27 protein-coding genes are annotated in these 26,182 nt (G+C 52.5%); 2 read left to right on the top strand and 25 right to left on the bottom strand.

Going from position 1 to position 26,182, the window contains the following annotated elements; all coding sequences use genetic code 11:
* Positions 1–614 precede the first annotated feature (614 nt).
* The 13 genes from MKX51_RS04890 to MKX51_RS04830 all read right to left on the bottom strand — a co-directional run bounded on the left by MKX51_RS04890 (position 615) and on the right by MKX51_RS04830 (position 12,692).
* Positions 615–2,897, bottom strand: coding sequence for a hypothetical protein (locus tag MKX51_RS04890; protein ID WP_340991407.1), 2,283 nt, complete (start codon positions 2,895–2,897; stop codon positions 615–617).
* 12 nt (positions 2,898–2,909) lie between these two features.
* Positions 2,910–3,509 (bottom strand): hypothetical protein, encoded by a 600-nt coding sequence (locus MKX51_RS04885; RefSeq protein ID WP_340991406.1) that lies wholly within the window; start codon positions 3,507–3,509, stop codon positions 2,910–2,912.
* 71 nt (positions 3,510–3,580) lie between these two features.
* Positions 3,581–4,078, bottom strand: a complete 498-nt coding sequence (locus MKX51_RS04880; RefSeq protein ID WP_340991405.1) for a hypothetical protein — start codon at positions 4,076–4,078, stop codon at positions 3,581–3,583.
* Positions 4,079–4,098: 20 nt separating this feature from the next.
* On the bottom strand, positions 4,099–4,479 hold the full coding sequence (locus MKX51_RS04875) for a hypothetical protein (protein WP_339254249.1): 381 nt from the start codon (positions 4,477–4,479) through the stop codon (positions 4,099–4,101).
* A gap of 15 nt (positions 4,480–4,494) precedes the next feature.
* Positions 4,495–4,638 carry a hypothetical protein gene (locus MKX51_RS04870; RefSeq protein WP_340991404.1) on the bottom strand — a complete coding sequence of 48 codons (144 nt, stop codon included), beginning with the start codon at positions 4,636–4,638 and terminating at the stop codon, positions 4,495–4,497.
* A 5-nt stretch (positions 4,639–4,643) separates the two neighbouring features.
* Complete coding sequence (locus MKX51_RS04865; RefSeq protein ID WP_339313071.1) at positions 4,644–4,853, bottom strand: hypothetical protein; 210 nt, start codon at positions 4,851–4,853, stop codon at positions 4,644–4,646.
* Between the two features lie 100 nt (positions 4,854–4,953).
* Complete coding sequence (locus MKX51_RS04860; protein WP_340991403.1) at positions 4,954–5,823, bottom strand: hypothetical protein; 870 nt, start codon at positions 5,821–5,823, stop codon at positions 4,954–4,956.
* An 11-nt stretch (positions 5,824–5,834) separates the two neighbouring features.
* On the bottom strand, positions 5,835–6,884 hold the full coding sequence (locus MKX51_RS04855; RefSeq protein ID WP_340991402.1) for a hypothetical protein: 1,050 nt from the start codon (positions 6,882–6,884) through the stop codon (positions 5,835–5,837).
* 15 nt (positions 6,885–6,899) lie between these two features.
* Entirely contained in the window at positions 6,900–8,474 is a 1,575-nt protein-coding gene (locus MKX51_RS04850) for an ATPase, T2SS/T4P/T4SS family (RefSeq protein WP_340991401.1), read from the bottom strand.
* Positions 8,471–9,535, bottom strand: coding sequence for a hypothetical protein (locus MKX51_RS04845; RefSeq protein ID WP_340991400.1), 1,065 nt, complete (start codon positions 9,533–9,535; stop codon positions 8,471–8,473). The genes MKX51_RS04850 and MKX51_RS04845 overlap by 4 nt, the downstream gene beginning before the upstream one ends.
* 30 nt (positions 9,536–9,565) lie before the next feature.
* Complete coding sequence (locus MKX51_RS04840) at positions 9,566–10,348, bottom strand: SAF domain-containing protein (RefSeq protein ID WP_340991399.1); 783 nt, start codon at positions 10,346–10,348, stop codon at positions 9,566–9,568.
* 274 nt (positions 10,349–10,622) lie between these two features.
* Entirely contained in the window at positions 10,623–11,519 is an 897-nt protein-coding gene (purU, locus tag MKX51_RS04835; protein WP_340991398.1) for a formyltetrahydrofolate deformylase, read from the bottom strand.
* Positions 11,520–11,564: 45 nt separating this feature from the next.
* Complete coding sequence (locus tag MKX51_RS04830; protein WP_340991396.1) at positions 11,565–12,692, bottom strand: deoxyribonuclease IV; 1,128 nt, start codon at positions 12,690–12,692, stop codon at positions 11,565–11,567.
* 172 nt (positions 12,693–12,864) lie between these two features.
* Here MKX51_RS04830 and MKX51_RS04825 point away from each other — a divergent pair, with 172 nt between their 5' ends.
* Positions 12,865–13,329, top strand: a complete 465-nt coding sequence (locus tag MKX51_RS04825) for a DUF2621 family protein (RefSeq protein ID WP_036727891.1) — start codon at positions 12,865–12,867, stop codon at positions 13,327–13,329.
* A gap of 48 nt (positions 13,330–13,377) precedes the next feature.
* A complete protein-coding gene (locus tag MKX51_RS04820) occupies positions 13,378–14,280 on the top strand; it encodes a TIGR01777 family oxidoreductase (RefSeq protein WP_340991395.1) in 903 nt (300 codons plus the stop codon).
* 42 nt (positions 14,281–14,322) lie between these two features.
* On the opposite strand, the gene MKX51_RS04815 is transcribed toward MKX51_RS04820, so the two are convergent.
* The 12 genes from MKX51_RS04815 to MKX51_RS04760 all read right to left on the bottom strand — a co-directional run bounded on the left by MKX51_RS04815 (position 14,323) and on the right by MKX51_RS04760 (position 26,058).
* Positions 14,323–16,035 carry a DUF6382 domain-containing protein gene (locus tag MKX51_RS04815; RefSeq protein WP_340991394.1) on the bottom strand — a complete coding sequence of 571 codons (1,713 nt, stop codon included), beginning with the start codon at positions 16,033–16,035 and terminating at the stop codon, positions 14,323–14,325.
* A gap of 38 nt (positions 16,036–16,073) precedes the next feature.
* A complete protein-coding gene (locus MKX51_RS04810; RefSeq protein WP_340991393.1) occupies positions 16,074–16,583 on the bottom strand; it encodes an A24 family peptidase in 510 nt (169 codons plus the stop codon).
* Positions 16,584–16,608: 25 nt separating this feature from the next.
* The gene (locus tag MKX51_RS04805; protein ID WP_340991392.1) at positions 16,609–17,601 is read right to left on the bottom strand and encodes a TadE/TadG family type IV pilus assembly protein; all 993 of its coding nucleotides are present in this window, start codon (positions 17,599–17,601) and stop codon (positions 16,609–16,611) included.
* Positions 17,602–17,614: 13 nt separating this feature from the next.
* On the bottom strand, positions 17,615–19,951 hold the full coding sequence (locus MKX51_RS04800; protein ID WP_340991391.1) for a hypothetical protein: 2,337 nt from the start codon (positions 19,949–19,951) through the stop codon (positions 17,615–17,617).
* Positions 19,952–20,018: 67 nt separating this feature from the next.
* On the bottom strand, positions 20,019–20,684 hold the full coding sequence (locus MKX51_RS04795) for a TadE/TadG family type IV pilus assembly protein (RefSeq protein WP_340991390.1): 666 nt from the start codon (positions 20,682–20,684) through the stop codon (positions 20,019–20,021).
* Positions 20,681–20,869: a Flp1 family type IVb pilin gene (locus MKX51_RS04790; protein WP_340943436.1), complete on the bottom strand. Its 189-nt coding sequence runs from the start codon at positions 20,867–20,869 to the stop codon at positions 20,681–20,683. The genes MKX51_RS04795 and MKX51_RS04790 overlap by 4 nt, the downstream gene beginning before the upstream one ends.
* 13 nt (positions 20,870–20,882) lie before the next feature.
* Positions 20,883–21,755 carry a type II secretion system F family protein gene (locus tag MKX51_RS04785; RefSeq protein ID WP_340991389.1) on the bottom strand — a complete coding sequence of 291 codons (873 nt, stop codon included), beginning with the start codon at positions 21,753–21,755 and terminating at the stop codon, positions 20,883–20,885.
* 19 nt (positions 21,756–21,774) lie between these two features.
* Entirely contained in the window at positions 21,775–22,575 is an 801-nt protein-coding gene (locus tag MKX51_RS04780; protein ID WP_340995503.1) for a type II secretion system F family protein, read from the bottom strand.
* A gap of 53 nt (positions 22,576–22,628) precedes the next feature.
* Complete coding sequence (locus MKX51_RS04775) at positions 22,629–23,900, bottom strand: CpaF family protein (protein WP_340991388.1); 1,272 nt, start codon at positions 23,898–23,900, stop codon at positions 22,629–22,631.
* Positions 23,897–25,057 carry a hypothetical protein gene (locus MKX51_RS04770; RefSeq protein ID WP_340991387.1) on the bottom strand — a complete coding sequence of 387 codons (1,161 nt, stop codon included), beginning with the start codon at positions 25,055–25,057 and terminating at the stop codon, positions 23,897–23,899. The genes MKX51_RS04775 and MKX51_RS04770 overlap by 4 nt, the downstream gene beginning before the upstream one ends.
* Before the next feature lie 195 nt (positions 25,058–25,252).
* Positions 25,253–25,651 (bottom strand): thiol-disulfide oxidoreductase DCC family protein, encoded by a 399-nt coding sequence (locus tag MKX51_RS04765; protein ID WP_340995502.1) that lies wholly within the window; start codon positions 25,649–25,651, stop codon positions 25,253–25,255.
* 128 nt (positions 25,652–25,779) lie between these two features.
* The gene (locus MKX51_RS04760) at positions 25,780–26,058 is read right to left on the bottom strand and encodes a hypothetical protein (RefSeq protein ID WP_036727511.1); all 279 of its coding nucleotides are present in this window, start codon (positions 26,056–26,058) and stop codon (positions 25,780–25,782) included.
* Between the last annotated feature and the right edge of the window lie 124 nt (positions 26,059–26,182).

Raw genomic sequence — 26,182 nt, 5'->3', positions numbered from 1 at the left:
GGGTTCGCCATTAAGTTCCGTAGGTTGGACATATCTAAATCGAGAACTGCAGGCATGTAAAATCCCGGAGAGGCTACTGCATTGATGTGTAACTTTCCCCAATCTGCTGACCAGTTATAATACATACCATAATAGTCAGGTGTTCTAGGATCATTACAGCTCCAGTTATTATCATCACCATAAGCATTTCTGTTTAATTCATACTGGTACGCCTCTTTGGTATAAATGGAACTACACATTTCGATTTCCATGGGCTCAGTATATCCGCCACCGTCAGGTCTTCCCGTTGTATAGGTGACATGTAAGTTAGATCCTGGAACAATATCATAGGTCATTCTTTTGGTCGTTTTATTAAATTTAAGATTGGTCACCTTCAGCGCAGGGAAGTCGATAACAACCCTATCTTGTTGATTGCCATGTCCCCCTCGCCCGGCTTCAAAGATAATATCCCGGTAATAAATGAAATTGTCCTCTGCAGCCTGCACTGTACTAACCAGCCCTGTCATTTCGACTGCAGGCTGCGGAAGTGCGGGAATCAGCAGCAGATAGGTCATAAGTAATATGATGCTTCTTTTGAAAAAATGAATCCTCTTCATGGTCTGCGTGTCTCCCCCTTACAAATCCCAATCGACTTCCGGCGCGCGGTTATCGATCTCTATCGTCCGCTCCACCAATGCTTGCTTGATGGGATCGGTATACGAATCTGCAGAGCGCCGGTCCGCTTCCGTCACGTAATCCTCAATGGTCGGCTGGCCAAACTCTTCAAAGACCGTCAGCCGGATTTCATATCTCCCTACCTGAGTCAATTCCAGCTTAGGATTAATCTCATTTCCATTATTGAAGATCTCCCAATTCTCATCGGTAAACCGCCCGTCATTATTGGAGTCATAACGGTACTCCCAGATTCGCCGGTTCAGGTCGTCCTTGTCTGTTGAGAAGGATCTGTCCATAATTTGTAGGATTGCTTTGTTCCCCTTCTCCGGGTCGCGATACATTTTTTGGGGAATGTCAAAATACACACTTGGTACTTCATCCGGTGCAATATCGAACGTGATTTCACCATCTGCACCATAGCCGGCTGTATTCTCTACGTGAATGGTCGCTTTGTATTTGCCCGGCTTCCGGAAGAGTACATCCTTACTCTCCAGTTCGGCCAGACTACCACTGTATTTGATGTCTGCATTGGTTCCGCCGCTGACGGCGCTGATCGTGACCTGGGTTTTGGACTTAATGATCGGGAACCGGTTCGGGCTGGTACTGCTGTTGGTGAGCGTGGTTTTGCGATTCTGCTTCAGCGCCCCGGTGATCTCCAGGCTTGCGGATGGGGTCGGCTCAATGACCGTTACCTCGGTGCTGGTGCTCCCGATCAACCCGTCATTATCGACAACGGTAAGCATTATGGGGAATGTCTGTCCAACCTTATCCCGTGTGTACCACACATAGCCTCTGGCTGTATTTTCAATCCCGCCCTCTGCTCCAGGAGTTCCCCAGGCATAGTCCGTAATGTAGCCGTCCGGATCGGAGGAAGCTCCCCCGTAGATCATCATGTCAGAACCAGCCTTGACGTACTTGGGTGCGCTGATGCGGGCAATCGGTGGTTTGCCTTCCGGCTTGCTCGGTGTGCCCGGTATGGATGGATAGGTAATGGGGTTGTCCTTCTTATACACCCCGGCCGAGACTTCCATTTTCTGTTCCAGGGAGGTTATCGAACCGGACTTGGTAACCACCGGATTCTTGAACCGAATAATCACTGTCAGCGCGTAATCCTGCTTGAAGCTGTCACCGGTCACCCGGCTGGCCGGGATCTGGAAGTCAAAGCTTTTCGATGCGGTGAGCATTTTACCGTATTCTTTCTTCATATCAGCTTTAGCGGACCCATCCTTTTCACGGGCATAGAATACCCATTCCTCGATGTTAGAGGAATTCGTGTAACCCAGCAGCTCGCCTTTAACGTTGATCTTCACATCGACCTTGCTGCCCTCCAGTTTGATTGGATTCGGGCTTGGCTTCTCTAGGGTGGCCGTGCCGTTTAAAGTTGCTTGGTCTGGTGGGGCGTAATCGAAGGTGACCGAACCGGCGTAGCTGTAGGATGTGACTTTGGCTTCGGCGTCGAAGTAATACGGGAGGGTTACGTAATACAACCGTCCCTCTACCCACTGTCCTTTAGGAAAGTTATCAGACACTTGTTCGGGATTTTTATTTCTAGAAGGAACCTCATACGTAACTACGAATTTACCGTTCTTAACACTGACTTTTCCAGTATCGCCTAAAAGATCACCAGGATGAAGCTTGATGCTAGATTGAATCACACTACTATATGGAACCGGAGTTTGATCCAGCTTATACCAAGTTGCTGCACTAGGACTCTTGGGATCAGACTTCGTTGAAACCGTTGTTTTAGGTGGATTAGCAGAGGGCATTCCGTAATCTTCTGCGTTTTTGTTGTAGCTTTCGTTGTACCCCTTGTCCTCTTTGTAATCATTGATCTGCCAACGCCGTCCATCTGCATAGCGCCAGATTGAATTGCCAGGGGTGCTCACAAAAGGATCTTCAAATCCACTCTTTGTCCCCTTCACAGGAAAGCTCTCATCCTTCACGTTACCCTTCAGCGTAACCTTGATCTTCCCGTTCTCGATAGTGAGGGCCCCTACAACACTATTGTTTCCTGAATATTTCAATGTCCCTGCCTTAATCGCGGGGCCAGTAACCCCGCTGGGCATATCCAGATAGAACGTCTTCGCGCTATTTCCTGAGCCGGTTAACCCGGTTGTCACCGGTATGCTGACGCTGCCTTGCTTGGCCCCTGTACTCTCTGCAGAATAGGTGAGAGTTGGCACAAGTAGCCCAAAAGCTAACAGGATAGCCAATGCAGCAATCCAAAGTTGTTTAGTTTTCATCTACTTGTCCCCTTACGCTTCCGGCTCTACAATGTATTTTGAAACAAATTGACCATTGTAATCTGCACTCAATTTAAAATAGTTGAACTTGCCACTGTATAAATACCCCTGGTACGAACTCAACTTTTCCCCTGGTTTCAATACCCATGTCCAAAGCGCATTTTTATTGTTCACACTGTAGTAACTACTTTCTGGCAAAATGCTAAATGCTTCTCCTGTGGAAAGATCTCCGAAGTTCAAACGCCACTTTTCACTCAAATCCTTTGAGTTTCTTTGAATAACTTTCGTGCTTTTATTCTCTACAGTGATTTTCGTCCAAACAAAATACTGAAATCCATCTAAGTTGTAACCATATTGTTTAGCCAGTGCCTGAGCATCCTTCGACTTGGAATCAAAGATCATAATCTTCTCCAGCGTATAGCTCAGCCCCCCGGCCGTAACTGTAACCGGCAGCTCCACATCCTTCACCAACCCATACTTAGAAAGGTTGTCTCTCATAATTGGGGCTGCCGGCTTCGCCGCAGCAGCTGCCTGTGCAGATCCCACTTGCCCTAGAATCGAACCCGCCAACAGTGTGGTTGCTAACATTGCTTTCATCATTATCTTTTTCATGTAAATCTCTCCTTTAGTAGTTTGTGCGGCCTGCTAAGGTTCGCCTAAGGGCTGGCCGCAATTATCCTGATTTACATATTAAATTTATACTCCTGAACCGCCGGTACCGTGATCGCCTCTTGAACCTTGCTTCTGGAGATCAGCACCGGGTGCTGCGTTTGAATCACGGCAATGACCGAAGGACCTTGTATGTATTTGGTGATGCCGTAAGTACTGTCCTCATAGAGCAGCGGAAAAGTATCGCCCGTAGATTCATCCACGATGTCGAACTTGACGATCTTCACTTGAGCCTGAAGCCGGCTCCCCGCTATGGGGGATAAGCCGTCATCCAGTCCCAGATTACTCTGCAGGGTGTGGCGGAAGGTGGCATAAGCCTCAGCGGGGTCAATGACCAGACGGCCTTGGGCCTTCGCTGCTTCGTTCAACTCCTGTGATGCGTCATGGACGGCCATATTATTGGCATCCTTAAGCATGCTGCGCACCTGGTCCCATTCCTGATTCTGAATCTGAAAAAACCAGGAATAAATAAAGATCAAGAGGACAAAGGCCAGTTTGATAATATAATCCATAGGTTAGCTTCATCCCTTAATTAATCGAGATATTCACTCATGATCGAGCCATGTCCATAGTACTGTGTCGGCTGGGATACGCCGGAGAAATTGTAGGGGAACAGGTTCACCCGCGGTGCGGTTACATACACATCAATCCGCTGTTTGCGCTCTAGGATCACTTCTGTTCCACTGGTTATTTTGATCGAGCCTTCGGGAAATCCTACAGCCTTCAGGTTAGAGATGACCTCAGCCTTCATGGAGGCAGTGACCATCCCTTCTGTTGCTGCCTTTTGCGTGATATACGAGGTGTTGGCTTTGACCTGCAGGTCGAGCAAATAATCGATGTACGTAAAAATCGGCTGCAGGATAATGAACAACACCAGCCACATGAACAAGGCCCGGAGGACGGTTGCCTTCAAGCGCAGCGCCTCCTTTTAATACTTCTCGACAGCTTTGACATGGGTAATAATATCATCCTGGCTGCCGCCGATCATGCTTGTAGCCCCAGCGATAAAAATTCCGGCAACCACAAAGCCAATAGCCAGAAACAGCGCGACGGAAATCGAGTCCTTCTTCATCTCTGTTACACCAACGGACTGGCGATCGTATACGTTACTGCCGCTTCCACAGAAACTGCGGGCTGAATCATACTAACCGCCGGAATATCAGGTCTGTTGTCATCTGCTTTATCGATTACGTCCCGTACCACAGGAATCAATACGGCAATTACGATAGCCACACACAGAAATCCGATAGCGATAAATAACCCGGTAGAAATAGCGTCTTTTTTCATTGTTAATATCTCCCTTTTGATTGTATATTTTAAAATGATTCTTGAATATAACAAAAATTTCACTTCGTTCATTTTCTTGCTGCCAGCTTGCCTAAATTGATCATTGGAACATCCCTACGCCGTTAAAATTCCCTTTGATCAGCATAATGTACTGCATCGCCAGCGACACAATCATCAGAAAGGTGGCGATCGACGGAATGACATTGATGATCGTGGAAATGTCCCCGATAAAGGACCACTTCTTCAGATATTGATCACTTGAGATTTTGGTAATAATTTTGCCCTGCTCCTGCAGATACTTCGCTGCTTCATGGTCATCATCCATCCCTTCTGTCGCAAGCAGAATCGAGCGGATATCGTTGATAAACATGTGGTTCTCCGGGAATTTGCTGCAAAACCATTCAATGGCCCGCTCCGTCCCCTCATCCACCGCCCGCTCCGACAACTCATACAGATCCTGGCGGATGTAACTGAAATGGTTGGCCGTCCCGGCGCAGAAGGCGCCAAATTCCACATACCCCCGCTTGCGCAGACGGTTGTTCTCATAGAGACGAATGAAGGAGATCAGCTCCCCGTCTTTTTGAATCAGTGTCTTCTGATGCAGCCAGCTCAGCACCCAACCGAACGGCAGCGCCCGCTGCGGGCTGGTAATTACGAGAATCAGCAGAGCAATCAGAGGATCGTATATGGACATCGGCTCTGAACGTAAGAAGTCTCCCGTTACCTGGGCCAGCAGATAGAGGAAAGCCGCCGCATATCGGAACAGGGTGATTCTGGCTGCGGATATAGAGAGTCCGCTCTGATTGAGCAATTGCTGCAGCCGCTCATTGTGCACACGTTCCCCTAAAGCCTTCCACTGCTGGCCCAGACGGAGCACATACCGTTCCTGACGGCTGCTGCTGCTGACAAAGACCAGTAAGGCAAGATACACAATACCTGTTACAGCTATCAAAAGTAGTAATCTATCCATCATTCATCACCTTAATGGTAGTCCAGTCTGGGTCTGGCGAGGATGGTACTGATCATGAACGAGATGAATAGGCCCGTCAGGATCACCATCATAAATGTAAGTCCAATCGTTGTCTCGAACTGCAATTTGAAATACACATCCGGCTTCAGCATGTACATGAACGTTCCCACAGAAGATACCAGCACTATCAGATTACCGTACAGTCCCAGGCTGATTGTATCCCGGCTGCTGGCCTTCACCGTCAGAATAGTCTCCCGTTGCAGCTCCATGGAGCGGTTAAGCGTCATGAGCGAGCTTTTGAGATAACGGGTGCCCTCCTTCTCGCAATAGAGCAGGTCCGATACGAATTCTACGGCAAACGTCGTGCCAATCGCTCCGGCAAAACGCCCGGCTTCCTCGTTCAGCTCCCGTTCATTGCTATAGCCAGCGAACGCTGCCCCCAGCAGCCTCAAGGGCGTCTTCAGCACATTCTCCACCGGCAGCAAGTCACTGGTCTTGGACAAAATGGAATCCGCAGACAAATGCGTGAATTTGGTGGCGATTTTGATCACATCGAGCAGATCGTAGCTCCCCCGCACCTTGCGCTGGGCATAGGAATATCTCATTCGCAGATAAGGAATACAGGCGGAGAGCACTGCCAGAAACAGCGGAAGCCGCCAGGCATTCGCCACAGGTACGCCGTCATTCAACACCATGCCTTCCAGAAAAGGATTGCTGAAGCTCATCTGCCCCGGCAGCTCTTTAAGAGTCAGCAGGCTCGATAGGAATACCCCGAGGAACAGCATCCCCGAACGGGTGACGAAGCGCAGCACACTGATCCCCGGCTCATATCGCTTATGGGCAAAATACAGCAGATCATCCAGATGGCGGTACAGCCACATTTTCCTCTTCGCGCTGCTGACCTTGTGGCCGAACAAGCTCATTCGTAGATTCATCCGCAGATCCAGCTTCTGACCCCACTGCCATAGATGCCGCTCAATCAGCGGCTTGACCAGCAGCCAGAGTCCGCCTGCAACGAGTAAGTGAAGCACAAACTGGATGATATAGAACAGCAGCCCCACAGGCTCTCCCTCCTCTCATTCGTTCAAAACGATTTTGGACTTCAGACTTTCCTTCAGCGGGTCAATCATCGGCTTCTGCGCAGCGAGATGTCCAAGCTCCTGCAGCAGCATCCGTGCCGCTCTGGCATTCTTCTTCTTCATCTTATCGATCAGCGCCTGGGTCAGCTTGTCATTATAGGTCCAGTCCGCCTGCTCCGGTTCCCAGCGCATCAGATCATTGGCGAAGACTGAATTACTGGCCTCTTCATAAAAGACCTCGGAGATACGCGCCAGCCGTTTCTTCCCATCCGGGACACTCTCCAGAATGAATACCAGCTCACAGGATTTCAGCGCTGAGATTAAATGCCCTTTCAGGCTGCCGCCGATCCGTGTAGATACAGCGAACGCGCCCTGATAGGGAATATCCTCTGAATCTACGGTATGAAAGGTACCCGTAATGCCGTCATAGCCCTTCTCCCCGCTCCACAGATAGAATTCCCACTCGATATAACGCATCTCCGTCATATAGAGAATGTTCGGGTCATGCCGCAGCGATTCCACTCCGACCTCCATCAATTCTTCGTTGGAAGCTTGGATGGGAATAATCCGGTGACCTTTGATCTGATACGGTAAAATCGACTCCGGATGCTTCTCGATCATCACGACGCCCATGCAGGAAGAGGAGCCGAGCAGCTGCTCGCCGACGATCGTGTTGGCAAAAGTGGTTTTGCCTGAGCCTACCGCCCCCGCGATAATCGTGTTGCGAAACGTCCCGGTAAGTGCACGGATCAGCTCAATCGCTTCCGCAGGAATACATTCCGTGCCAGCCTGCTCATCCAGATCCAGAAATTCAACGACCTGCCGCCGCAGTGAGATAGTAGTGAAGCCCTCCCATACCCGCGGGGAGACCCAGATGGCTAGACGAATGAACCGGCCGGGCCAGAGAGGATCATCCATTTTGAATTCAACAGAAGGATTATCCTTGTTAAGCTTCTTGCCCGGATCACTTTTGAGAAGAGAACGCTTAAGCTGCTCCACCCGGTCCAGCGAAGGCATCTCATAGGGATACGCCACGAACCTGCCTTGATGGTTATAAAAAATTTGCCGCCCGATCATCTGCAGTCCGGTGGATTCGCTATAGGCTCGGTCTGTGAACCAGCGGTAGGCGGGGCCGAAGCCCTTCCATTCATGAAACAGCGCTTCAGCGGCTGTGCGGTAAGCCTCCGGCACTTTTCCGGTAAACGGGGTCCGGCGCAGGTATTTCTCAATCTCGTTCATGAAAAAGCTGACCGCCTGCGGATCACCAACCAGCGCCTTCGCATTCAGTTCGAAATAGCCGTCATCCTCACGCTCCAGCCCGGCGTTCATTTCACTTTTCATGGTGTGCAGGAAGCTGTAGAAGTCCTCTTTGCCGGGCTTGCTGGTACGCAGTACACTCTGCTTCAGTGAGAATAGCCGTCTGCTCTGCGTTCCGTCCGCGAGTCCAGGCACCGCCTGTAAGCTCTCATCCTGTTGTTCCTGCCGCCTGCCCTGCTCAGGGTCCAGCGGAGTCCATCCGGACAGCACCCGCCTCTGCTGTAACGGCAAGCTGTCATCCTTGTTGTTCATCATTGAAATATCCCCTTCTTGCGGGTTTCCTGGGCGAGGCCCAGTGATACAAGCAATGCGTGGACCTTATCGTCCACTTGCTGAAGCTCTTTTTTGCCCAGTGGCAGGCTCTCCGGAAAAGATGGATAATACGGAAGCTCCAGCAGAAGCTCGCTGCCAAAACGCAGGGCCAGGCTCTTCGGTGATGTTAGCTCCTCCACATTGCTGCGGTTGATTATCCACTGGAAGTCCTGCGGATGCAGGTCCATATGTCCGGCCAGCTCCATCAGGGGCTGCAGCCTGTGTTCATGCCGCGGGTGTGTAACGATCATGCGCAGCACCGACTTCTGCATCCCCACATACCACGCGGCACTCTCGGGAATCGAACCGAAATCCGCGATCACCACATCAGCACTTTCACTTGCTCTCGCCAGCAGATATTCGATTTCCTCCTCCTGATAATCCTGGGCGCTTAGATAATCGAAGTTCCCGGGCAGATAGGCATAGCCTTCCTGCTTCACCAGCGCGCTGAAGTCCTCATCATGCAGCATTTTACCGGTAATTCGCGGCCGCAGCCTGTCCAGACTAACCGCTGCCTTCCGGTCATAGCCCGGATCGTACAGGTCGAGACCGAGCATAATCACCCGCAGCCCTGAAGCGGCAATCCTCCTGGCGAACAGCTTGGCAATACTCGTGCAGCCAATCCCTGGCCCCGAGCCGAAGAAGCCTACCAGATTACCGCTCTCCTTGTGCTCATCTTCAAGCATATAGCGCAGCTTATCGATGATTGCCGCTGAGGTGCAGCGCGGAGGCATGAAGAATATGCCCAGACTCTCACACTGCATATGTATGGCCTGGTAACCCCGCACCCCCTTTTGCAGATAGATGTACAAAATTGAAGAGTCTGGATACCTCCCTCTCAGCTCTCTTAATTCTGCTACCGGCACCTGCTCGCTCGTTACCATTAACAGATGCCCTCCGGCATGCACAGGCTCCGGCAGCACACTTTGGGCAATAACGGTGAAGCCTGCCAGCTTAATCTCATTAATCGTCAACTGATCTATACCCAGACTGAATATTCTCAAGTTTATTCCTCCTCCTTTCTGTCTGCTCTTCTACTCCACCCGGACAATCCATAGCTTCTTGCCCTGCTCGAGATAAGCTCCCAGCAGCTCACCGTCGCTCTTCTTCAGCTTCAGCTCCGGGGCTGCCACCTTCCCGGTTGAAGTAAAACGGTTATTGTTATTGCCGTTCTCCGAGTCGAGTACGTCGTTGTTATCTTCCGTACGCACGTAGTTTACGGTCACTCCGCTTAAGAATACTTTGCGCGCAGGTACCTCGGGCGGAACCTCTGCTTCCAACAGGGAGGAAGCGTCTGTGGCCTTTTCCCCTCCGGGAGTAGCTACAGATGCAGCAGCAGCCGGACTGTATCCTCTGCGTTCTTTTGCGCGTAAGTCTCCTTCTACCAAATAGATATCTACCTTATCCCTGCTGCGGAGAGAACCGTTGATGGCATAGATCGCGTCTTTGGGAATCGGGAAAATCCCCTCGTCCTGCTGTGGCTCCAGCTCGCTTACATCCACCAGCGACTCGGTCAGAATGCTGCCATCCGTCAGATTAACATTCGTAATCTTCTGTTCCACCTGCTCCAGCCTACGGACGACCCCTGCCGGGATGTCTTTGGTCTGTACGGAATCCAGATAGAGATTCTCCGCTGTCAGCTCATGGTTCTTCGGCAGGAAGCCCCCGCCTTCCACCTTGATTTTGACGACGGTCTGTGACAGTACATAAGGCTTGAAATACAGATCATAGCCGAGTAGTCCGCCGAAGCCGATGAGCAGGATGAGTCCGGCGAAGAAATAATTGCGTTTTAATAGACGTCCGCGTTTTGTTGACAAGCCCTTTACCCCCTTTGAATGTGATTTCTGCACATAGCAAAATACACTTTGGCGCGTGTGTCCAAAATGCCGGTAAAATGCTTTTTTACCTTAGTGGTTGAGAAGTGTATTAGATTATCCTTGTGAGGTTGTGAAGCCTGAGGCTGCGGGAAGCTCCCGCTGAAGATGAATGCCGGTAAAAGCCAGGCCAGAACGATGTTCCATATCCCCTGCGTTACGCAGGATTGCTGACTTTTACCGGAGTGGTTGTAATGGTTAAGGCAAGATTAGCTGATTAATTAAATACTACTGTTTTATTGTGATGCACGAGGATTCTGTCCTCAATATGCCATTTGACGGCACGGGCCAGAACCACCCGCTCAATGGTACGTCCAATGCGCTTCAGCTCATTCACATCATCACTGTGGCTGACCCGCTGAACGTCCTGCTCGATAATCGGCCCGCCGTCCAGCTCCTCGGTCACGTAATGGGCAGTCGCCCCGATGATCTTGACTCCGCGCTGATAGGCCTGTGCGTACGGCTTACCACCGACGAAGGCAGGCAGGAACGAATGATGGATATTGATGATCCGGTGCCGGTAATGCTCGATGAATGAAGGGGAAATAATCTGCATGTACCGGGCCAGTATAATGACATCGATATCTTCACCGATAACCTCCAGTTGACGCGCTTCAGCTTCAGCCTTCGTCTCTGCGGTAACCGGAATGTGATGGAACGGAATGCCGAAAGATTCCACATAACCCTGCATATCAGTGTGGTTGCTGACCACAAGCGCGATATCTGCATCCAGGTCACCCGCCTGCCACTGCCAGAGCAGCTCCACCAGACAATGGTCCTCCTTGGAGACGAAGATCGCCAGCCGCTTCTTATGGCTTACCTTGAAAATCTGCCAGTTCATCTTGAAGCGTTCGGCAACACCGCCGAAGATGTTACGTACCTCTTCCAGCCGCTCATCCAGCTTAGGCAGATCAAACTCTACTCTCATGAAGAACATTCCGCCGTCCGGGTCCATCGTATATTGGTCCGACTGCACAATGTTCGCGCCATGCTGATACAAAAAATGCGATACCGCCGCTACAATCCCAGGTCCGTCAGGACAAGATATGAGCATACGCGCCCGCTCCGGGTAGGGTCTGCCTGTTGAATGCTCTCTCTTCACATGTAATTCCATAGTTCTCGGTTCATCCTCTCATCTGCTTGCGTTATCTATGCGGGTCTATGCCTTCACGAGCAGTTGTTTGCCTGCCAGCCAGGCGATCAGCCGGTGATTAACGGCTTCCTCACTAAGCTGAGGGAATAGTCCGGCAGCTATGACTTGATCATAGAGACGCTCCAGCGGTTCACGGGGATCTGCCTTCTTAGCCTTGGCGTCATTCTTGAGCAGCTCCCACACATCCAGCACATAACGGCGGGAATCCAGCTCCTGCTTGGCAAAAAAGGCATGCAGCTCTTCCAGCTCCTGCAGGAATTCCGCTCCGAAGCGTTCAGCAACATTGCCTCGCAGCAGGGCGATTTCTACTTCATACATGGGACGGAGCTTCTTGGCATCCTTGCCGATCCAGGGTGTCTCCAGAATAAACGGCAGACCTGCGAGTGCTTCATGCTGGACTACATTGTTGATCGTCTCGAATCCTATGTAGCCGGAGCCAATCGGTGTATGACGGTCTTTGCCCGCTCCGCGCGGGTTCTTGCTGTCATTAAGATGGATCACGCCGAGCCGCTCCAAGCCGATGGTATCATCGAACTTCTTCAGCACCCCATCCAGATCGTTCACGATGTCATATCCGGCATCATGAATGTGACAGGTGTCAAGACAGATCGATAGCCGCTGATTAAATTCGACCTTATCTATAATGGAGGCAAGCTCCTCGAAGGTGCGGCCGATCTCTGTGCCTTTACCAGCCATCGTCTCCAGTGCGATATGCACATCGGTCTCATTCGTACCGCCCAGCACCTCATTCAGGCCGTCTGCAATACGCTGAATGCCGTAATCAGCATCCTTATCAGTGAATGCACCCGGATGCAGGACGATATGCTTAACCTCAAGCGCATGGGTCCGGCGGATCTCCTCCTGCAGGAAATCTACTGCCAGCTGGTAGGTATTCTCCTTATAGGAGCCCAGGTTAATAATGTAAGGGGCGTGAACCACAATCTCTCCGACGCCATTCTCCCGCATCTTCTGCTTGCCTTCCTCGGGGAACATCGATTCAATCGGCTTCCGGCGCGTATTTTGCGGCGCTCCCGTATATATCATAAACGAGGTAGATCCGTACTCATTTGCTTCATTGGCCGCGCTCAGGAGACCCTTGTCCGCGCAGGACACATGTGAACCTATTTTCAGCATGCTTAATTTCCCTCTTTCCTTCACGAATTAACCCTTATTCTACCGTGATCGGAAGAATAAATCTAGGCAAGCCCCGAAAGGCCGCTTCCGCTTCGCAAACCTAAGGAAATACGCTATACTCAAGAGGAGCAAAAGGAAAGTGACAATCATCATTGTCAAAGGCGGTGTATTCATGCATTTCCATTTACCCTCAAGCTTATTGTCCACGTCTCCAAGCAACTGGTTTATGAACTCCATCGCATTTTGGACTTTTTTACTGCTGGGCTGCATGTGTATCGGCGGCTACTTTATGTTCCGCAAATTTCTGAAGGTGCTGCCCAAGGCTGACGGCAAATCCAAGCTGGACTGGCAGAACTACTGGGTGGAACGCAGCCGTCCGCTGTGGAGCGACGAGATGAAGTCTTTTCTGGACCAGCTTGTACAGCCGGTGCCTAGTCCATTCCGCGACATTGCCAAGCATTCTATCGCTGCCGAGATCGGCAAGCTGGCTGTAGAGAGCCATGCAACGGAGGTTACCCGTGAGCACTGTATCCAAGGGTACATTATTGCCACGCCCCGGCGTGACAACAGGTTCCTGATCACCTTCCTGGAGAAGAACGGTATTGATTATGCGCCTTACAAGCACCTGGTCAAATGAATTTATCTACTCACGCCGCCACAGGCGTCCAGAATAGGAGCAAGCCCTATGAAATATATCATTTGCGGAGGCAGCGGATTCATTGGCAGCGAGCTTACCGGATATTGGCTGCACAGCGGACATCAGATCATCAGTGTCGGCCGCAAGAACCCCGAGAACAAGCTGGATCATCCGGGGCTTAGCTATCTCACCTGGGACAGCCTGGCAGCCCATCCTGAAGCGGCAGAAGGCGCAGATGCGCTGATTAATCTTGCCGGAGCTTCGCTTAGCCAGCGCTGGACCCCTAAGGGGAAGCAGGCGATTATGGAATCGCGTCTTGAAACCGTTACCGCTGCCGGGAAGCTGCTAAATTCACTCCAGCATAAGCCAAGCGTGATCGTCCAGTCCTCAGCCGTCGCCATTTATGGTACATCTGTGCAGGACACCTACACCGAAGCTTCCGAGACCCGGGTGATCGATTTCCCTTCCGAGGTGGTCAAGACCTGGGAGGAGGCTGCAGATGAGGCCTATGCCGGTATCCGAATGGTCAAGCTGCGCACAGGGATTGTGCTTGGCAATGAGAGCGGTGCTTTTCCCAAAATGAAGCTGCCTTACTCGCTTGGCTTCGGCGGCAAAATCGGCACCGGCAAGCAGTGGATGTCCTGGATTCACCTTACAGACATTGTGCGCCTGATCGAATTCTGCATCCTTCAGCCTGAGATTGAGGGTCCCGTTAATGCCACCGCTCCACAGCCGGTCACCAATGAACAGTTCGGACGGATGATCGGCAAAGTCTACCATCGTCCGCATTGGTTCCCGATTCCGGCGTTTCTGCTAAAAACCGCTGTTGGCGAGCTGTCAGAGATTCTGCTGGAAGGCCAGCGTGTGCTTCCTTCCAAAGCAATTAACCACGGCTTCACCTTCAACTATCCCACCCTACAGCCTGCACTGGAGCAGCTGAAAAATCAGTAGGCTGCTGGAAACGCACCCGTCTATCCATCCCATCTGTCTCTGCTAAGCTGTGCGAAAGGTGTAGGTACCCTTAACAATGGTGAATACGGTGCCTTCGGTCAGCGGGTATTCTTTGTAGGGAACCATAGCTTCGCCTGCAAGCAGCGTCCCGTTCCTGGAATCCAGATCCTTCAGAATGTATCCTCCTGAGGCTCTGGAGATTTCAGCATGAACCCGTGAAGCACCCTCCGATTTCTCAATGTACTGGGCCACTTCAGAGGAGCGTCCAATAATGAAGCTGGGCCGGTTCAGCTCAATTCTCTCAATAGCTCCAACGTCATCCGGGTCGCTTCTTTCCAGATAAGGCACTGTCCTTCCGGCCTGGGGAAGACTGCTGCCTGTAGCCTGAACGGGTTCCCGGGTCAGCAGCGCTGTAGCCATCGCCGCTTCCTTCTTCTGCGGACTGCTGGCGGCCATCCCCGGCTGAGCCTGTTGTCTGCCAGCCGGTGTGGCTGTGAAGCCGTTGACTGCCGCAGTTGCTTCTTGTTGCTTAGGAGTGTAGACCGGGGCAGGAGGACAATGCCGATCTACCGGATTCCTGCCGAAATCCCACTCCAGATCGCTTCTCTGCTTACGGTTCCAGGCTGTACTGTTATAATCCTCTGCCCCCTCCTCCAGAGTGTCCATCTCTTCCTCAGCTTCGCCCCAAGCCAGCCTTCCACTCCATACCAGCCAGCATACAGCCGCAAGTATCAGAGTTACCGCAGCACAAACCGCCAGCCAGAGTGTCCGGGGGTCATTCAGATAGAGAAACTTCCATAGTAACGCATCACCTAATAATGCCCCCAGCAATATATATGTCCTGTAAGGACTCTGCTTGTCCTCAGCCTGAACAGGTCCAAGTGTTGCATCCATTGTTGTCTGAATCCCTGATAATCCATCCTTTCGCTTCAACGGTGGTGAAGCACCCATCCAAGGCGTGGGATTAAGCATCGAACCCGAAGGCTGCGCCTCCTTATCTCCAATTACATGGGAGAACGATGCGGCTGCGGACCTTTCCCTGCCCGGGCCCTCCAGCCTGCGAGCCGTAGACTGCGCCCAGTCTATCCTTGTTCCTGGTACAGCGGCAGAAGTGCCTGGGCCAGCAACCGGACTTACATGTGCAGGCTCCGCTCCTTCAGCATGGGCCTTATGGGGTGTAACCTCCGTAAGCATTTCTGCGAGCAGCGCCTTCAGCCCCGCCGGGCTAAAAGCGTCTTCACCGCAATATTGCAGCAGCCGCTGAATCCCGTCACCCGATAACTCCTGAATGGCTCCCATGAAGACCATGATCAGCGATTTCAAGGCTTCTCCCGGCTTCTGTGCAGGCTCTGTGAGTTCCAACGGAATATAAGTGAGGAAGACTTTGCCGCTGCTGAGCGTACCTTCGATAAAGATAAAGTCCTCATGAAGCGCATACTGCTCTGTACGCAGCATATAGAGCTGCCCCTCCTCCATCCCGGCAGCGATCTGCAGCATCAGCCCGAAGAATTCCGTCATGCTCAGCTTCCCGCTCTTAAGTAGGGCTCCCAGCATTTTACGTCTTGCCACCGTGTATTCCAGTGTGACCTTCAGATCTATTTCTCTAAGCAGCAAGCGTAAATGATGCGGTATCCCGCTGGTCATCAGCATCCGGGCCTGCACCATATTCAGCTCTCCTGCGCTCAGTCCCCCGGATCTGCCCAGCAGCATCGTTATTCCATCCTGCTGGATGAAATCCCGTTCCAGTCCATACAAGTCTCTTCACCTCCTAAGCGTCAACGATAAGCTCCAAGTCAGAAATAAATATAAGCACAGATGAAGCCCGGGAATACGGCCAGCATAAAGGGAAACCGGAGCAACTCCCCCTCCCGGCCCTTGGCCAGACTCATATTACGAAGCAGCAGGAACCCCGCTGTTCTGCTTATCATGCTGCGCAGCCTACGCCCTGTCTCCCTTCTGTAGAGAATGATAATCCAGCCTACAACTGCCCCCAAGAGCACCGAATAGACAATAACCTGAAGCGAGAAAAGCACTCCTGTCCAAGCGCCGATAGCCGCAAAGAGCTTCACATCACCAGCCCCCACCGCTCCGATAAAATACATAATCAGCAGGAGCAGGAAGCCTGCTCCGCTGCCGCAAAGTGAAAACAGCAGCCCCTGCCAGCCATTGATCATCCACTGCAGGAGCAGTCCGCCAATCAGCGCGGGCAGTGTAATCCAGTTAGGAATTCTCATCCAGCGTATATCTGTGAATAATGCCGCTGTCAGGAACGGCATGCAGCCCCATAGCGCCCATTCCGTCATCTGCCTTCCCCTTTTCTCTACTCTATTATTTGTTCACCACTGTAAAAGTCGCCTGAAGCGTAGCTCCATCAGCCAGACTAACCACAAAGGGCCAGGTGCCCGGCGTAGTATTCACACCGATCTTCCATTCCCATTCGATGTACCCTTGTTCATCTGCCTGCTTCCAGCCCAGATACTTGGCAGTACTCTGGCCGCTCTTGTAAAAGATCGACAGATTGGCCGATGCCCCGGGAGGCACCTTCACCTTGATAATGCCCTGGTGATTCGCTACTCCCGGATTCGGCTTCTCCAGGATCATAATGGTCCCGGTCTCCTCAGCAGGCTCAGCCGGATCACCTTCCCCGGAAGAATCGGTGTTGCCGACCCATAAGCGTTCAACTGCGCTGGCCTCCAGCACGATTTTTTCATTCAGGAACGGGACTCTCATGGGCAGCTCATAGCTGACTACCATACCGAAATACGGATGCATCCCTTGCCTCAGATCAGGTACAGTGACATTAGATACATGAATTCTGCTATATTCAAGCCAATCCGATGATAGATATGGCCGGAGCATCGGCTTAAGCACCAGATCCAGTGCAGCCTCGGATGCTCCCGCCTGCACCTTCTGCAGCGGCCCTTCTCCCTCCCGGACCACAGCCTTGACCCAGGATTCCATCGGCTGCGGAAGCTTCTCCACGTAATCCTCACTCCATTCCGTTATCGACAGGCGCGGTATGCTCCAGATGGTGGAGGAGTCCGCATCATCTGAGTGCTCAGCCTCACCTGCTTCTCCGGCTTCCTCCCCACCTCCCCCCTCCTGCTGCTGCATTGCCAGAGCTGCTGGATACATATGGGTTGAGATTATTTTGACAGTGTCAGAAGCCGTACTCTGCAGCGCTGTTGAATACAAGGTCATTTGAATAATAAAGATGAGGAACAGGACAAATAGCAGGAACACAGGCAGAATCAGTGCCGCCTCCACAACCATGCTGCCTTCATCATTAGGGTCCGGCGATTTCCTCAGCCACCGCTTCATTCTACCCTCCCCCTTAGTAAGAAAAGTCAGCCGCTGCTTGTCTGAAATAAACTTTGCCCCGTACATCTCCTGGCAGTCCGGCACTGTAATTCACCAGCTTCACTACACCCGGCAGAAACCAAAGCTGCATCCCCATCGTGATCCCGGCAGAGGCATATGTATATTTCTCTGCCGGATTGATTCCGGTATTCAGACGGATCAGCGCAAGCATCCGGGACAACTGTTCTTCCCCTCCCCCATGCAGCAGAAGGAACAGCCGAAGATAGTCACGATAGCTGAGCTGTGCGGTTATGTATTTGGATAAGGGAATCTCCCCCTTGGTGCAGAGCTGTATCATATCCAGGATAGCCTGCTCAATGCCGTACAGCAGTGCAGCAGCCAGGACGACAAGCGGATTACCCATACCGGCTTTCTCAATCAGGCCTTCCATCGTCCGCACAGCCAGCCGCAGAGCAAAGATCTCTCCATAAGCTGCTGCCACGTTGCCTGCAGGATTATAGAATCCGTACAAAATATATTCAAGCTCTTGCGCCTGCGGCTTCAGCTGCTCTCCCAGCTGCTCGCCGAATCCATCAGCAGACCCGGAAGCCAAGGAGGTTAGCGCAGACAGATCGAAATGCCGGAAATACATCGCAGAGTACTCCGTCTGGTACAGCCGGTCTCTTGCTCCTGCCAGCACACTGCCCACTTCTGCATAGATCCCATCCATATCTTTCATGGACGACTTGCCTGCAGCGTATTGATCGCCAGTATTCACAGCAGCCCCCGGCTCCTGCTCCAGACCTTCGTTAAAGACGACAGTCTGCTGGTAGTATTGACGCAGACTACCATACTGCTCCATCGCTTCCTGTGCGCTGCTTCCCAGCGCGCGGATCTGATCCAGCAGCTTCATCGCATCGCCAAGCTTCTTCTTTGCCTGCCCTTCTATCTGCTTGCGCTGGCTGTCAGCAGTGCGGCGGCTCTCAATCTGTTCCGCTTCCTGTGTTATAACAGTACCGTGTTGCCCGTAGCTGCTTATATAGCCGTGCACTGCCCGGGAAGCATTAAGAACCCCTGCGCTCATAAGAGAATAGTCAGCATACAGCCCGGATGCTGTACTTAATAAAGCCGGCAAGCCGGAGACCAGCGGCTCCAAGGGAAGCGCGGCACTTCGCTGTACCCCGATGTTATTCCCCAGCCCGCTAAGCTCAGCTGGAGGAAGGATAAGTCCCTCCACCTGTGCTCTCAGCTTCTTAAGAGGTTCTGAGCTAAGCTCTCCGGCCGTGTCCGGAATGTCCCAGTTATGGGCAGGATCATCCCCCGCAGCACTGGCATCCGCCTCTGCCTGATCAATGACATTCTGCATCTGAAGATTCAGCGCATTCACCTGCTTAAGGGCAGCCTCTGCTTCATCCAGCAGACGGCTGTTTTTCTCCTGGAAGTCAGCCAGAACTACTGGTATCTTGCCTGTTATTTCGCCAATCTGAACCTGATACTGTGATAGCACTGCCGTGTACTTTGGCCATGTCTTGGGGGGACGGTAATAATCGTCATAATACTTGTTCACATAATCCCCGTACATCGCCGGGATATCGGAGCTTGCGGCCAAGGATGCAAGCGAACGCGCCGGAATACTGTCACCCGGAGGACTCATCAGCAGCTTCTGCAGGTTCTGTGCACTGTCAGCAGCTTCCTTGCGCTTCTTCAGCATGAGATCCAGCGCTTCCTCACGCTGATCATATAAAGGCTGCAAATCACCCAGTATCTCTGTTGTCCGTGAAGCCTCAGTCATCGCTGCCGATAACGGCTTAAGCTTGCCTGCCAGCTCCAGGGCGAAATCAACCGGCGCTTTGTATTTCATCTCTTCTATAATCTGCCGCCGGAAGACCTCATAGGTGCCCAGCGGGCGGCTCCAGTCCAGCGAAGAGGAATCCACCATCACGGGCAGCAGGTTAAAGGCATCTCCCCGTCCGCTCTCGTACAGATTGTCGTTAAGCACCTTCGACAGCAGCTGATTGCCGTCCCCGCCGCCGTAGGCGAATAAGCCGTAGTTCTCGCGCAGCTCAATGTCATATGCCGACATTACAGAGCGTATAGCGGCTCTCGCCAGACGTTCCTCTTGCACATTCACCGCCGCCATCCGTGCGTAATCGATCAGCACAGCATTAAACAGAAACACAAACGCCAGCACCATAATAAGAAAGACCGATACCGAACCTTCCGCTGAGCGAAGACATCTGACAATATATTCCGGTGACCATTTGCCTATTCCTTGGGATGTACTACTGCTAATAGGATCACCACTGTAATCCATGCAGCGGCTCCCGCCAGGAGATTTGCTTAAGAACCTGCTGTGACTGAAAATACGCATCCGAACTTCCCCCTTACCCTCGTTCCCTCAACACCCCCGGCACTGGATGCCTTCTCACCGGCAGCTCTTACCTCAGCTTATCCAGCATAAGGGCTGCCTGCTTTTTCTCCATGCCGCTGCCCTCCTTACCGGCGGAGGAATGCTGTTTGAACTTCGACCCGTAGTAACGCATAAGATCTACTGTTCTTATGAATTCAACAGGCTCCGTAACGTAGGAGCGGGCATATACCTCAGGTGCGGCTCTATCGGCCAGGAGATTGTCCAGAACAGGCAGATGTAGCACTTTCTTCAGCTCCGTACTGATTCTGCGGCCAGTCAATCCGTAGACATAGCTCATTTCTCCCTGTAATCCGGCAGGCACCATCTGAGATGCCCGGCGCAGCTTCACTACCGGCAGGGGCCCTCCTTCTTCAGCATTACCAGGCAGCGTAATGGCCGTACTGCCATTGTCTGCTTCTGAACCAAATAGCGAAGCCAACAGTCCATCCTCACCGATTCTCCAGTACAGCGGATCAACATTTCCAGTCTGGAATTCTCCGCTTACCGCCCGGTTACTATTCTCCCAGTTATAAGCAGCCCGCTCCGCAGTAACTGAGGCAATCTGCAGCAGCATCGACTTCTGATAGCTGTACAGGGAGAAGAATAGCAGCACCATCGTAATCCCCATAAGAATCGGCAGCAGAAGCGAAGCCTCGATAGTGAAGCTCCCCTCATCCTCCCGCAGCGGAATCACTCAAAGACTTCCTGGCTCTTATCTCCGGCAGTACCGATCAGATCCTTAACCACCTTTACAATCTCCTCACGGAATACCAGAACGACCGCAATTAGTACAGCAATGATCAGGATCATCTCGAGCGTCCCCAGCCCCTCCTCATCTCTCCAAAAGCTTTTTGCTCCTTCTGCCATCTGTGTTAACATACACCTCTACCTCCTACATTTTTAACATCATAATCGCCGGTGTTCCCACCAGCACAATCACAATCAAGAAGATAACCACCATCGGAAAAACCAGCTTCGACGATGCCTGTTCGCCGCGTGTGCGGCTGATCGCCTTGCGCTTCTCCCAGAGCATCCGTGACAGATCCCGCAGCGACAGAACAAAGTCGGCCCCGCCTCTGCGGTAATTAAGCAGCACTGTAGTTGTGAAGATGGAGACCTCCTGTACAGCACAACGTTTACTGAAGTTCTCGAACGCCTGCTGGAAGGAGTAACCGCCGTCCCATTCAGCTGTCATCTTCATTAATTCAGCGTAGAGCGGATGAGCGCTATCCCCATGACGGCTGTTCACACAGCGGACAATCGCCCGCTGAACGGTCTCACCTGCGCCGACCAGCAGAACAATACTGTTCAGCAGCTCAGGAAGCTCCAGCATAATATTCTGCTCCCGTACACGCACCTTTTTGTGCAGATCGCTAACCATCGCCACCGGGAGTGCAACTGCCAAGAGCCCTCCGAGGATGATTCCCGCCTGCTCTCCCGTAAAGCTTGTCAGTGCACTTCCGCCTGCGGCAAGCAGCCAGCTGTAGCTAAGCATCTCCCCCATGAACAGTAAGGTCCGTTCTGCACTGTAGCGCATACCATAGATCCGCTGCAGCGAACGTTGTATCCTGAACATCACGGACGGGAGATAACTGGCGATTCTTCCCTTCTCGACTACTAACAATAGAGGCTCACCCAGCCGCCGCAGCCGCAGGCCTTCCATAGGCAGCTCCCGCAGTGCAGCGTAGCGGCTGCCGCATCTCATCCTTAGAATGAGCCAGCCCGCTGCGAGCAGAAGCAGAATCGCACCGCAGATCAATGACATCCCCTTCACTCCCCCTCCCTCACAGCGGAATATCCATGATCTTGTTGGTCCAGAGGTAACAGAGGAATAGTGCAATCAGCGCCAGTGTGGACACCGCTATTCCTGCACCAGTATACATAGGTTCCATATAGTCTCCGGCGCTCAGACTCATGAACATCACCATCATCAGCGGAGAGACCAGCAGCGCCTTCGCCTCGAATTTCTTCTGGGAGATACTGACGGCTATATCCTGCTGGATATCCAGCTTCTCGCCGATGATCGATGAGGTGCGGCGTACGATCTCAACCAGATCCCCGCCGGTACGCTTGCAGACCATGAACACATCTGCGAAGCGCTCCACATCCTCCATTCCTGCTCTTTTGCTGAATTCATAGAGCGCATCTTCAATCGGCTCCCCGTTCTCCATCCGGGCACAGATAATATTCAGCTCGGAGATCATGTCACTTGCGCCCTCCGGGTCAAGCATCCGCAGATCCTGCACAGCCTCACGGAAGGCATTCTCCACCGAACGTCCGGCGGAGAGCGACGAAGAGAGCGAGAATAGCATTTGCTTGAATTGCAGATTCAGCGCAGCCCGGCGGCGCTGCAGCAGATATTCGTGCAGCAGCCGCGGCCCATAGGCGCTTCCGGGGACAAGCAGTGCCGCCAGGAGCAGCCGGTGATAGAACAGGTAACCAATACCGAACAACAGGACTCCGGCACCCAGAATGACCAGCATTCTTTGCAGGGAGGTCAACTCGTATACGGTATAATCCGGCAACAGTACCTGCTCTCCCCCTTGAGATGCGCTAACCGGCAGCACGGGCGGTGTCCTCTTCATGAACCCTTTGTTCTGCCTTACAGGGGGATGCCGGTCTCTCTTCTTCATGACGTTCAAGGTACATTCTCCTCCTCAGCAGAGCTTCTACTCTCATACTGCTTGAGCGGATAATCAAGGATTCCGGCCATCCGCAGCTTGTCTGTATGCAGAAGAGGGTTGCCGCACACCTCAAGCCTCCCCTGCACCCGGCCATCCTGTTCGCCTGATTCCCGAAATTCATATAGAGGATTCAGGATGACCTCACCACTGCGGATACCAGCAACTTCACTGATCTCCATCACCCGGCGTGAACGGTCACGCAGCCGCGACAGATGCACGAATATATTGATCGCTGAGCTGATCTGCTGACGGACGACGGTTACTGGCAGATCAGCAGCGCTAAGCACCATGGTCTCCAGGCGGCTGAGCATGTCCAGCGCACTGTTCGAATGCCCCGTTGACAAGCTCCCGTCATGGCCGGTGTTCATCGCCTGAAGCATATCCAGACACTCCGCTCCCCGCACCTCGCCGACGACAATACGGTTCGGGCGCATCCGCAGCGAAGTGCGGATCAGATCACGGATCGTGATCTCACCCCGCCTCTCTGTGTTAGCATTCCGGGTCTCCAGGGAGACCAGATTCGGAACCGTAACGATCTGCAGCTCTGCCGAATCCTCCACCGTAATGACACGCTCCTGCGGCGGGATGAACTGCGACAGGGCATTCAGGAAGGTTGTTTTGCCCGAGCCTGTACCCCCGCTGATAAAAATATTGTATTTGGCAGCAACCAGAATCCGCAGCAGCTCAGCCGCTTCCTCCGAGAGCGCTTCACGCCGCACCAGCTCCGCCATCGTCATCGGTGTCTCCGGAAATTTGCGGATGGTCATGGCTGGGCCCTTCAGCGCCGCAGGCGGCAGTACGATATTGACACGTGAGCCGTCCTGCAGCCGCGCATCCACAATCGGCGAGGATTCATTAACCACACGGTTGACGCCGGAGACAATAATCTGAATGATATCCTCCAGCCTACTCCCCGATTCAAAAGCCAGCGGCAGCCTGCGGATCATCCCCTCTTCCTCAATAAAGATCTCCTCGTGGCTGTTGATCATAATCTCGGTGATCGCCGGATTATCCACCAGCGGCTGGAGAATATCCAGCCCCCGGAAGGAATCGAACAGCTTCTTCACCAGCTCGTGTTTCTCCTGAGCAGTCAGGAGGCGTAATTGTTCCCGCTCCAGAATGATCCGTTCGATATAAGCAGCCAGCTCATCATTCCCGATGACCGAGGTCACATCCAGCCCTGCCCGGATGTCGCTGCGCAGAGCGCGGAACATCTCTTCATTCATACAGGAATCCCGGTGAACACCCCAGGCAACTCAGGCTCTACTATAGCTCTGGAGAGCTGCTGAATTCCGTCGATGAATTGGGGAGAGCTTAGACAGAGTTCTCCATAGTGCTGTAACCCCCAGGATGGAATATACGGAAGTACAGCATCCAGCCTGAGTGCTGCGGATAGCGGCCCTTCATTCTCAGCTCCGGTGCAGCCGTTCATGACGAATCGGCTCCTGTTCACCAGCTCCGGCTGCATGCCGGAGTGCGGACTTGCAATATAATCGAGCCAGCGTTCGGTTTTGCGGATATTTGCCTGATCATTCTTCAGCACCCACAGCAGAATGCCGCACCTGTTCAGAACAGCCTGGGCCCGTTCTTCCTCAATAGCGCCGGTGTCTACAATAACCACATCATAGCTTCCGGCTCCGGCCAGCCCCTCCAGTAGATCCAGCGTGTCCTGCCGGGACATCTGGAGCATCTCCTTGAAATTCTCCACAGGCCGGAAGGCATCACACCGCAGACTGTCATGTCTGAACGCATAATCAGTCCATTTCGGTTGCCCTCTTCCCCCCTTATTCTCTGGCCCTCCGGCCTTAAGCTCATACAAGAGCCGCTCCAGACCGGGAACATGGCTCCCCGGCATACGCAGGATGAAGCCGCTGCTGTCCACACTCTCCAGGTTCAAATAGAACACGGACAGGCCCACCGCTCCAAGCTGCTTCGCCATGTTCAACGCTACCGTGGTTTTGCCGCTGCCGCCGCTGGCTGAGACGATCCCGAGCAGCAGCGTTGCTTCCTTAGGCAGAGAAGCTGTCCGGACCCGCTTCAGATCACTCAGCTGGAGAATCGCTTCCAGCAGCGATGGCAGTGCCTGATACTTGGCAATATGCCTTCCCCCAGCCAGGTCCCGGCCATTCGGCAATTCTCCGCCTTCACTTAAGACAGCCCAAGGAACCGTACTTCTCCCTTCCACCAGCCAGGCTTCAATGAAGGACGGGTCACCAGCAACCGCATCCGGCAGCTCGTCACCTGTCATAAATTCCATAAAAGCGTCCAGTCTGCTGAAAGCCGTAATCCGCAGCATCTCCCCATATTCGCTATGATGCAGGTAATGAAGCAGCGGTTCAATATACTGGCTCTCCCGGACTGCAAGCACGATTCTTGCCGTCATGAATTCCTCCTCCTCTCTTAAATACATGGGAAAAAGAACAGCAAAAAAGCACCGCCAATAACCGTGAATACGGTCATTGAACGGTGCTTCCGTTACTGTTCCTGTAATTTACTGCTATAGTAGCATATATATAAGAAGTCAGCAATATCTTTTTCACCACTATTTGAGAGAATCCCTCAGAATCCCCCTTACCGGCTACAGAAATCTGCGCTTCATATCCGGTGTCGGCAGCAGACACTGCTCATCCCGGCCGAACCAGCGGTAGCGGTTCCTGGCCACAATCCTGTACATAGCATTACGCAGCGGCCCCGGAATCAGGATGAACACATAGGCGGCGGGCCACGGGAACCGGAGTCTGCGGGCAATCCGCAGCACTGCAGCCGATTTCGTATAATACTTGCCGTCCTCTATCAGCACCACAGTGTCTAATTGCTGCTCAGGCAGACCACCGGCCTTAAGCAGTTCCCGGGCCGCTTCACTCTGCAAGGAGGCGAATTTGAAGTGCGCCTTGGGATCACGCGGAATAATGAACCGGACAATTCTCTGGCACAGATGACAGACCCCATCGATCAGCACAATAGATTGGCCCTGCATTTCCCCACGCTCCTCAGCCACATCACCGCCCCCTTCCTCTTAAGCATAGTGTAACATTCCTATCCCCTTTTGAAAAAAAAACAAAAAACGCGGGATAGCTCCCGCGCCTACAACGTCCGTTCGTCTAATTATTCAGCAATAGCCTTGTTGATCCATTCGTCCCCGGTCATTTGCTCTTCGAAATCAGCAGTGAAGGATTCCATGCATTTGCAGATGAAATCTTTGCGGCATACCGGACAAGGAGTCTTGAGCAGGCGACTGATGTTCGTCATTTTCCATTCCGGAAACCGGTTGTAGAACGCGCGGCACTCCGTTCCGTCAGCAAGCTTGATAATGAACTCGTACAATCCTTCCTTATCATTGCTGCTGGCTTTGGTCACATTCGTAATACTCGGTTTGTAAGACATCTCATCACCCATTATTTAAATTTTTGGTAGTTAATAGCACGCGCGACATTAACAGATACTTAGACATATTAAAGAATTTCCGGGGTGATGTCAACCAAAGTACAGGCTCCTGCACGCTATTTAC

The sequence above is a fragment of the Paenibacillus sp. FSL M7-0420 genome, assembly GCF_038002345.1.
Classification (GTDB): domain Bacteria; phylum Bacillota; class Bacilli; order Paenibacillales; family Paenibacillaceae; genus Paenibacillus_AQ.
This window is presented reverse-complemented; position numbering and strand designations above follow the sequence as displayed.